The sequence below is a fragment of the Halorubrum tibetense genome, from assembly GCF_042661865.1.
GTDB classification, from domain to species: Archaea; Halobacteriota; Halobacteria; order Halobacteriales; family Haloferacaceae; genus Halorubrum; species Halorubrum tibetense.
The window spans coordinates 1-8,855 of the sequence record NZ_JBHSWW010000083.1 but is presented as its reverse complement, the minus strand read 5'-3'; the positions used below and the strand labels follow the sequence as shown (position 1 = coordinate 8,855).

The following is an 8,855-nucleotide window of genomic DNA, read 5'->3' as shown; positions in this document are numbered from 1 at the left end:
CCGTCAACGCCCTCGGACGCAGCCACGACGGCCGCCACCAGCCCGAGATGCGCGGCCAAGCCGGCGACGTAGAAGGTCGCCTGTGCGCCCGGCGAGTAGGTGAGGAGGGGGACGGCTCGGGAGAAGACGGCGCTCGCGACGACGCCGCCGACGGCGACCGTCACGCCGATCCGGAGGAGTCGGGTCGAACCGCCGCCGGGACCGTCCTCGCGCCCGCCCCACATCGTCACGAGCCCGAGCAGGGTGAAGATCGTGAGCGCGACGATCAGGTGTGCGGCGTGCGTCGAAACGGTGTATCCCCCGGGAACGAGCCCGCTGATAGTCACCGTTATCGCCCCGACGGTGATCTGGACCGGGAGGATCGCCACCGCGAGCGTCGCCGCCAGTCGGGTCCGGCGGTCGAACCGGCCGAGCCACGCCCAGCCGGCGACGCCGATGATGAGGAAGCCAGTGACCATCGCCCAGACGCGGTGGAACCACTCGATGAAGTCGGGGTTGATCGTCAGTGCGGGGATCAGCTGGTCGGAACACAGCGGCCACTGCGCCTCACAGGCCAGTCCGGAACCGGTCGCCGCCGTGTACACGCCGATCGCGAACAACGTCAGCGTCATCCCGGTCGTCGCCGCCGCGTACCGCCGGAACGTCATCCACGCGGGCCGAAGACTCATTGTCAGTGGTCGGGTTTCCGCGTACTTAGACCGTTCGGACGGTCCACGCGTGCGGGAACGAGGACACGACCCGCGAACGCCGTCCGCGACCCGCACCCGGTCGACGGGAGTATATAAGGGGGTCCGACGGGTCGTCCCGCCGACCGGAGCAGCATCGGCCCCAAGCGAAGGGGGGATCGCACTGTCCCAACGAACGGCCGATCGCACCGCCCCAACGAACGGCCGATCGCACCGTTCCAGCCGAGCGGTGGCGTGCCGGTTCGCGCCCTTATAAGGGCGCGAACCGACCGCGAGGGATGCCGGGTCGGTGCTTATAAGCACCGACCCGGCGAGGCTGGGGAGGTGTGAGGTGCGGTGCGGAGCTGTGTCCGACGGGGCTGTGTCCGACGGATCCGTGAAGGAGATCGCCGCGCCGCCGCCCACTTATAAGCGATCACGGACGCCGCGGCGTCCACCGCGCCCGCGACTACCGACACCCGATCCGCCGAGCGATCGGGAGCGGCCGAATGGGATATAAAAGGGGCCTCCGGCCGGCGACGCAACGTGGCTCGCTCAGCCGGACAGCTCGCGTTTCGCTCGGCGGGCCTTCGCGGACATCTCGTCGTTGCCCTCGACGTCGGCGAGCGTCTCGACGGCCTCCAGCTGGCGGACGGCGTCGTCGAGGAACGAGCGGACGTCGCCGGTGTACGCGTACACCATGTAGTCGTCAGTCATCACGTCGACGATGGCCTGCGGGCCCAACCCCTCGGCGCGAAGTTCGAGGACGTATCGGATGAACTTCCGCTCCGCACAGCCGCAGTAGGGGTTCGCCTGGCAGTCGCAATCGAGGAAGTCCTCGGCGAAATCGAGGATCCGGTCCCTGGTCGTCGAGTCGAGCTTCGAGAGCCCGTCGCCGGTGAACAGCATGTCGAGGGTCGCGCCGGCGAACGCCCCCTTTGGGATGTTCGTCTCCAACTGGGAGGCGAGCTGCCGGTGATTCTTCACGTAGATCTTGTCGGTGAACGCCACGGGTTACCGGTGGTACGCGAGCGACCGGCAAAAGACGTGTGGTCGGCTCCGACGGTGTGTGGGCGGCTTCTCCGGTGTGTGGGCGGCTCCAAGGCCCGTCTCACGCGATCGGTTCGTCGCCGACGGACGGAGACGGCCCGGGACGCCACGATGTCACACGCCCATCCGGGAGTCGTAACCGTTATTTATCAAAGCAGGGTAGTTGACGACGCGTGTCCGGGTTAGGGTAGTGGACTATCCTTCAGCCTTGTGGAGGCTGAGACGCGGGTTCGATTCTCGCACCCGGACTTTCTGACGACGAACGGATGTGAGGAGTCGAAAGTCCGACCGTGAATCGAATCGGGGAGTGAAGCGAGCGCAGCGAGCGGAACGACCGTGGTTCGATTCTCGCACCCGGACTTTTTCACGACGCCCGAAGGGAGGAGTGGAAAAGCCGGAAGGCGAGCGTGGATCGAACCGCCGACTCGATCGGGGAGTAGTCATCACGGTCGGAGGCGATGGCGAGAGCGACGCTAGATCGTGAGCGTCAGCACGTTCCCGTCGTCGTACTCGAAGCGCATGTCTCCGCGCAGCTTGCGCGTACACCAGTAGGCGATCCACAACCCGATCCCCTGCCCGTGCTGGAGCGACGTTTCCTCGCCCGCTCGGAGCGTCTCGATCTCGTGTTCGGGGATCCGGTCGTTGCTGTCCCGGATCTCGATCCGCGTCTCGCTATCCGCCTCAGCCGCTCCCGTGACGGCGATACTAACCGTCGGCTCCGCGGCGTCGGCGTGGATGGTCGCGTTCTCGACGAGGTTGTCCAGAAGCACCGACAGGATCCGTCGATCGGCACGGATCCGGTGATCTGCCGGCTCGACCGTGTACGTGATCGTCGCATCGTCGTGTGCGGCCGAACGCGTCTCGACGACCTGGGCGACGACGTGTTCCACGGGGAGTAGTTCCGGTTGGACCCCCCGTTCTCGGATGTCGTCGAACTCGCCGGCCTTTTCAGCGATCGACTGTAGTCGATCGCTTGCGGCCGCGATCGTACCGGCCTGTATCGCCTGTGTGGGGTCGTCGACGGTCGTTTCCAACAGCTCCGCGTATCCACTGATGACCATCGTCTCGTTCCGGAGGTTGTGCCTGAGCACGCGGTTCAACACTCCGAGCTGTTGCCCGCGCTCGCGCTCCTCCGTCACGTCGTACAGCACGACCATACTCCCCACCGACTCACCGACCGGGTCGGTCAGATCGGTAAACGACACGGCGAACGTCCCGCCGCGCTCGGCCCCGAGCGTGAGTTCGCCCGTCTCACGGAGCGTCCCTAACGTGACACCGAGAACCGACTCGAGTGGGGCGGGGGGCGACGTCGACGGGGACAGGAAGCGTTCTTCCGCCCGGCCGTTCACCCGGACGACCTGTTCGTTGGTATCGAGGACGAACACGGGGTCCGACAACGAATCCAACCCGGTCTGCTCCGCCATCCGCTGTGTCGCCGGGTTCGTCTCGAACATGTGGGTGCCGACGAACGCGTACGCGTCGAGTGCGACGTGGACGAGCATCAGCGGCGCGGTGAGATGCAGCTGTGGGACCGGTCCGACGCCGAACAGCCACAGCGACACGCCGACCGACGGCGGGACGGTACTCAGGATCACCGCCGTCGCTTCACGCCGGTACAGCGGCCCGTAACTCAGGATCGCGCCGATCAGTAGCAGCGAACCGACGCCGGCGGTCGCGATAGAGAACAGGAACGCGAAGGCCCCCCACGGTTGGACGGTGTACGTGGCCGTGGCGAGCCCGAACACCGGGTCGAACTGGAACTCGGTCCAGATGAGCCCGTGAACCCGGTTCGTCGCGGCGAGGACCGCCGACAGGACCGGGACCGCGGCAACGATCCCGAACAGCGGGGTGCGGATGAGGTTCCCCCGACCGGTGTAATCGAGACCGAACGCGAGGAAGAACGGACCCATGAAACAGACGCAGACGAACGCGACGACCGCAAGCACAAGCCGCACCGTCGGGTCGAACACGAGCAACGCGACCCCGTATGCGAGACAGAACACGGCGACCGACGCCATGTTCCCCATGAACCAGTTCGCGCCCGACTTCCCGCGCTGACGGTACAGGTACTGGAGGAGATACAGCGCCCCGCCGCTGGCCGCGAACGAAGCGACCACGATCGCGAGTCCGACCGCTCCCGGAGTCATTAGTCGATGGATGCACGTAATCTATAACGGAGTATAACGCTGTGGATACCGTTCAGTCGCGTCGGTAAATCGGGTGCTGCGTCGGCGACACGGGTCCGGGGGCGCGCGTTCGCCGCGTGCCGGCCGTCGATCCTCGTACGTGGTCGCCTCCGTACGGCAGATCGTTCTATCGGTATCGCGAAATGTACGCCCGCAACACTAACGACCGGTCTCATCTCCGGCGGCGTGCCGCGTCGACCGGGAAACCCTCGTGGCGGGCGGTCGCCTGCGCGGCGACGGGCGGGTCGCGTCAGCGACCGGATGTCACGCGCCTGGGTTCTCCGCGCTGTCATCGCTCCCATCAGGGAGTACTCGGGCGGGGACTAAGGGCACGCATCGGTGATTCTCCCCGCGTAGGCTTAAACACCGCGACGGGCCGTCACCCGATGGAGCGTCACCCGACGGGCGGCCCCGTCGGTCGACGCGACGGCACCGCCAGTCCGCGTCGTGACCGCACCGACATCACTGCGTGCCGTCGGCTCCGCCCTCGCCGGGGACGCTCCCGCCGGAGTCGCGGGCTTCGGGGGGATCGGCGGCGACCGGGTCGATCCCGCGGCGGTTCGCGTCGAACTCGGAGAGCCCGTAGACGAGTCCGATCAGGACGATCACCCCGACAGGAAGGAGGACAACCGGGGAGATCCCGGTGGCCCCCCAGACGAGCAAGAGGAGTATCGCGACGACGGCGACGGTGACGGCGTAGTACAGCTGGGTCCGAACGTGGTCGATGAGGTCAGCGCCGGTGAACGTCGCCGACAACACGGACGTATCGGAGATCGGTGAGGTGTGGTCACCGAAGATCGCCCCTGAGAACACCCCGCCGACGACGGCGGCGACCATCGTGTGGTCGCCCGTCAGCGACCACGCGACCGGGATCGCGACGGGCGTGAGGATCCCCATCGCGCCCCAGGAAGTACCGGTCGAGAACGCGACGAACGCCGAGAGGAGCAACACCACCACGGGGAGGACCGCCGTCGGGAACTCCTCACTCACGAACCCTTCGATGAAGTCCGCGGTCTCCAGCGCGGCCACGACCTCGCCGATCGACCACGCCAACACGAGGACGGTGACCGCCGTGAGCATGATCCCGAACCCGTTGACGGTCGTGTCGGTCGCCTCGCCGACTCCGAAGATCCCGTAGATCTTTCCGAGGGCGAACCCGGAGGCGACCATCGCGAACGAGCCGTACAGGAGCGCGGCGGCGTAGTCGGCGTCGATCACCATGTCGTACAGGGACGCGCCGGGCTCGTAGCCGGTCCACAGCGCGGAGCCGACGGTGACGGCGACGAGCACGGCGACGGGCGCGAAGAAGTTGACGAGGCGCGGCTCGGCCGCGCTCGGGTCGCCGAGCTCGGCCTCCACGTCCTGCATCGGGACCGCGTCGTCGCGCGTCACCTTACCGGTCGACGCGGAGCGGTGTTCGGCGGTCAGCATCTCTCCGTAGTCACGCCCGGTGAGAACGATGATGCCGACCATGGCGATGGCGAGGATCGAGTAGGCGTTGAACGGGATCGACGAGAGGAACACCTCGAATGGAGAGGGGGCATCCGCGATCCCGAGGTTGTCGTAGGCGTCGTTGATCAGCCCGAGCTGGAACGCGACCCACGAGGAGATCCCGAGCGTCGCCACGGGCGCAGCCGTCGAGTCGACGATGTAGGAGAGCTTCTCGCGGGAGACACGCAGCCCGTCGGAGACGTCCTTCATCGACGACCCGACGATGGCGGTGTTTGCGTAGTCGTCGAAGAACAACACGATCCCTAAAAGCCACGTGACGAGCCCCGCGTCACGCCGGCTGTCGAGTCGCGACAATCCCCAGTCGCGGACGGCGTAGGAGCCGCCGAGGTTCCAGATCATCGCGACGCCGGAGCCCAAAAGCAGGGTGAAGACGATGATCGTGGCGTGGAACCCGCCGTCGGCGACGACCGCGTCGATGATCCAGTCGAACGTCTGGACGATCCCCAGCCCGCCGGTGTAGATGACGGCCCCGGCCCACACGCCGAGGAACAGCGAGAGGATCGCCTTCCGAGTGACGATCGCCAGCACGATGGCGAGCAGCGGCGGGACGATCGAGAGGACACCGAACGATGACATAACGTGACACACTCGGGGGAGGGGACTTAAACCCGGCTTACGGCCCGAGCTGGCGGCCGGCCGCCTTCCGTTGGAGCGAGGCGGCCCGTCGGATCCAAGCCGTCAATCGGAGCGAGGCGGCCCGTCGGCCCGGCGGTTCTAGACGGCATCGCCGAGAGGTCGTCGGGATGTCGCTCGAAGCACCGACGGATCGTCGGCATCGAACCGATACCGTCGCGGAGCCCTCGGCGGACGGCGGAATCGGCAGCTATCCGAAGCCACTTACGCGTCTGTGACTCATCCACGCGCAATGTCTGTACGAGTCGGTATCCTCGGTGCGACGGGCGCCGTGGGCCAGCGGTTCATCCAGCTGCTCGACGACCACCCAACCTTCGAGCTCGCGGCCGTCACCGCGAGCGCGGACAGCGCGGGAAAGACGTATCGCGAGGCCGCCAAGTGGCGCGTCGACACCCCGATCCCGGACGACGTCGCGGAAATGGAAGTCGTCGAGACGTCGCCGGCGGGGATCGCCGACGCGGACGTCGACCTCCTCTTCTCCTCGTTACCGTCCGGCGTCGCGAGCGAGGTCGAACCCGCGTTTCTGGAGGCGGGGTACGTCGTCTCCTCGAACTCCTCGAACGACCGGATGGCGACCGACGTGCCGCTCACGATCCCGGAGATCAACCCGGAGCACCTCCAACTGATCGAGGTCCAGCGCGACGAACGGGGCTGGGACGGGGCCCTGGTGAAGAACCCGAACTGCTCGACGATCACGATGGTGCCGACGCTCGCGGCGCTCGACGAGTTCGGGCTCGAACGGGTCCACGTCACCACCCTCCAAGCGGTGTCGGGTGCGGGGTATTCCGGTGTCACCTCGATGGAGATCATCGACAACGCGATCCCCCACATCGGCGGCGAGGAGGCGAAGATGGAAACGGAGTCACGGAAGCTACTCGGCGAGTTCACCGGCGCGGAAGTGCGACTGCACGGAGCCGACGTCGCCGCCTCGTGTAACCGCATCCCGACGCTGGACGGGCACCTGGAGAACGTGTTCGTCGAATTCGCCGACGAGCCCTCGCCCGCAGCGCTCCGGGAGGCGATGCGCTCGTTCGAGAGCGCGGACCTGCCGAGCTCGCCCGACCAGTTAATAAAGGTGTTCGGCGACGACGAGCCGGACCGACCGCAGCCCCGACTCGACCGCACGTACGCGGGCGGGATGGGGATCGTCGCCGGCGGCGTTCAGGAAACCGCCACCGGCGCGAAGTACAACTGTCTCGCACACAACACGATCCGTGGCGCGGCCGGCGCGTCGCTGCTCAATGGCGAACTGCTCGTCGAGGAAGGCTACGTCTGAGCGAGGGAGTTGCGTCCGGGGGAGAAGAACGGGCCGCTTCCGAGCGGGAGTCACCACACGGGCGCGAGGAGCAGGGCGACGGTGAGCGAGATGAAGACGATTTTCAGCGCCGTGTTGACGGCGATCACCTTCGTGCCGAACTCCGCGCCCCAGATCCCGTACTGGAACGGGATCGATCGCCGGAACGTCGACACCGCAAACGAGAGGATCCCACCGATCAGGAGGCTCGCGACGGCGGTCCGCGTGGTGAACACGCCGGCCTCGGTGCCGGCGAGCGTGACGGCCCCGGCGACCGTATCGAGCGTGTACACGGCGATAACGGGGACCGCGGCGCCCGGAAGCCCGAGAACCCCGGTGATCGGCTCGGCGGCACTCGTCAGGCCTTCCACGTCGTAGTAGGTGACGAGCGCGATCACGAGCGTGTACACGGCGGCGAGCCGCGGCACGATCCGTCGAAGCGTCGACCGGGATTTCTCGGCGGCGTCACGCACCCGTTCCCGTCGGGTCCGGTCGTCGGCGTCGGGTCCGGACGCGTCGACATCGGCGAGCGCGGATCGATCCACGTTGCGCTCGGAGAGGAGCAGGCCGCCGGCGAGGACGCCGGTGACCGTGATCGCGAGCGCGATCCCGGCGCGTGCGGAGACGTACACCACCCCGGTCGTCGTCCCGAGGATGGGGATCAACACCGGGATGTAGAAGGTGAACACGTGTTGGACGAACCCGAAGAACGTGTTGATGGTGACGGCGACGAGCGTCGCCCGGTCGTCGAGCAGCCCCGACTCGCGGTACTCGGCGAGCGTGGCGTATCCGGCCGTCGTCGACGCCGCGGTGGTGAGGATCGCGGTGCCGACCTCGTCGGGGAGGTTGGCGGGACGCGTGAGCCAGCCGGCGAGACCGGCGACGTACCGGATCAGGCCGAACGCGACCGCGACGTTGGCCGCGAACACGCCGACCGCGATGAACACGATGATCCGCGCCAGACGGGGGACGACGTCGGACAGCAGCGCGACGAGCTCGGGGAGCACCGATTGCACTACCGTCGCTACGCGGCGGGCGGCCTAATGCGCATCGGAGTCGACGACGCGGGCCCCGGCGGGACACGGCGGGACGAACGGAGCCCGGTCATCCCCGCATCCCCTGAGCCCGTACCAGCCACCATTCTCCGCACGCGGGGCTTATGTGGAGCGCCGCCGAAGCCCCGCCGATGGCACCCGCGGAGGACGACATCTCGATCGAGGAGAAGCGCGTGTACGCCGGGAGCGCCGGCCGCACCGACGCGTACGTGGCCACCGGGACCGGCGTCGTCCGCGTCGCGCTCTCGGCCGACAAGGTCGGCGCGTTCGACATGGTCGCCCGGGAACCCGCCCGCGACGTGGCCGTCCGCCCGGGGGCCGGCGCGTCCGATCCCGACCTCGTGGGCGTCGCGACCGGGAACGGGCTCCGAGTCGCGGTCGTCGACGACGATCCCGAGTTCGTCCCCGTAGACGACACGTCGGAGCCCGGCGGAGTCGGAGCCGACGCCGACACGGAGTG

7 protein-coding genes and 1 tRNA gene are annotated in these 8,855 nt (G+C 67.7%); 3 read left to right on the top strand and 5 right to left on the bottom strand.

Annotated features, from left to right (window positions below; all coding sequences use genetic code 11):
• A partial coding sequence (locus ACFQEU_RS07515) for a COX15/CtaA family protein (RefSeq protein ID WP_379780822.1) occupies nt 1-611 on the bottom strand: 611 nt, incomplete at its 3' end.
• A 609-nt stretch (nt 612-1,220) separates the two neighbouring features.
• Nucleotides 1,221-1,676: a DUF5814 domain-containing protein gene (locus ACFQEU_RS07510; RefSeq protein WP_379780820.1), complete on the bottom strand. Its 456-nt coding sequence runs from the start codon at nt 1,674-1,676 to the stop codon at nt 1,221-1,223.
• Between the two features lie 215 nt (nt 1,677-1,891).
• On the opposite strand from ACFQEU_RS07510, the gene ACFQEU_RS07505 reads away from it, so the two are divergent.
• Nucleotides 1,892-1,964: transfer RNA gene (locus ACFQEU_RS07505), tRNA-His, on the top strand.
• A gap of 224 nt (nt 1,965-2,188) precedes the next feature.
• On the opposite strand, the gene ACFQEU_RS07500 is transcribed toward ACFQEU_RS07505, so the two are convergent.
• The gene (locus ACFQEU_RS07500) at nt 2,189-3,862 is read right to left on the bottom strand and encodes a histidine kinase N-terminal 7TM domain-containing protein (RefSeq protein ID WP_379780818.1); all 1,674 of its coding nucleotides are present in this window, start codon (nt 3,860-3,862) and stop codon (nt 2,189-2,191) included.
• 501 nt (nt 3,863-4,363) lie between these two features.
• The gene (locus ACFQEU_RS07495) at nt 4,364-5,989 is read right to left on the bottom strand and encodes a Na+/H+ antiporter NhaC family protein (protein WP_379780816.1); all 1,626 of its coding nucleotides are present in this window, start codon (nt 5,987-5,989) and stop codon (nt 4,364-4,366) included.
• Between the two features lie 289 nt (nt 5,990-6,278).
• Here ACFQEU_RS07495 and asd point away from each other — a divergent pair, with 289 nt between their 5' ends.
• The gene (asd, locus tag ACFQEU_RS07490) at nt 6,279-7,322 is read left to right on the top strand and encodes an aspartate-semialdehyde dehydrogenase (protein WP_379780814.1); all 1,044 of its coding nucleotides are present in this window, start codon (nt 6,279-6,281) and stop codon (nt 7,320-7,322) included.
• Nucleotides 7,323-7,372: 50 nt separating this feature from the next.
• Here the strand turns inward: asd and ACFQEU_RS07485 are convergent, their stop codons facing one another.
• Nucleotides 7,373-8,356 (bottom strand): nucleoside recognition protein, encoded by a 984-nt coding sequence (locus tag ACFQEU_RS07485; RefSeq protein ID WP_379780812.1) that lies wholly within the window; start codon nt 8,354-8,356, stop codon nt 7,373-7,375.
• A 170-nt stretch (nt 8,357-8,526) separates the two neighbouring features.
• Between ACFQEU_RS07485 and ACFQEU_RS07480 the strand changes: the two genes are divergently transcribed.
• A partial coding sequence (locus ACFQEU_RS07480; protein ID WP_465261123.1) for an HVO_0234 family beta-propeller protein occupies nt 8,527-8,855 on the top strand: 329 nt, incomplete at its 3' end.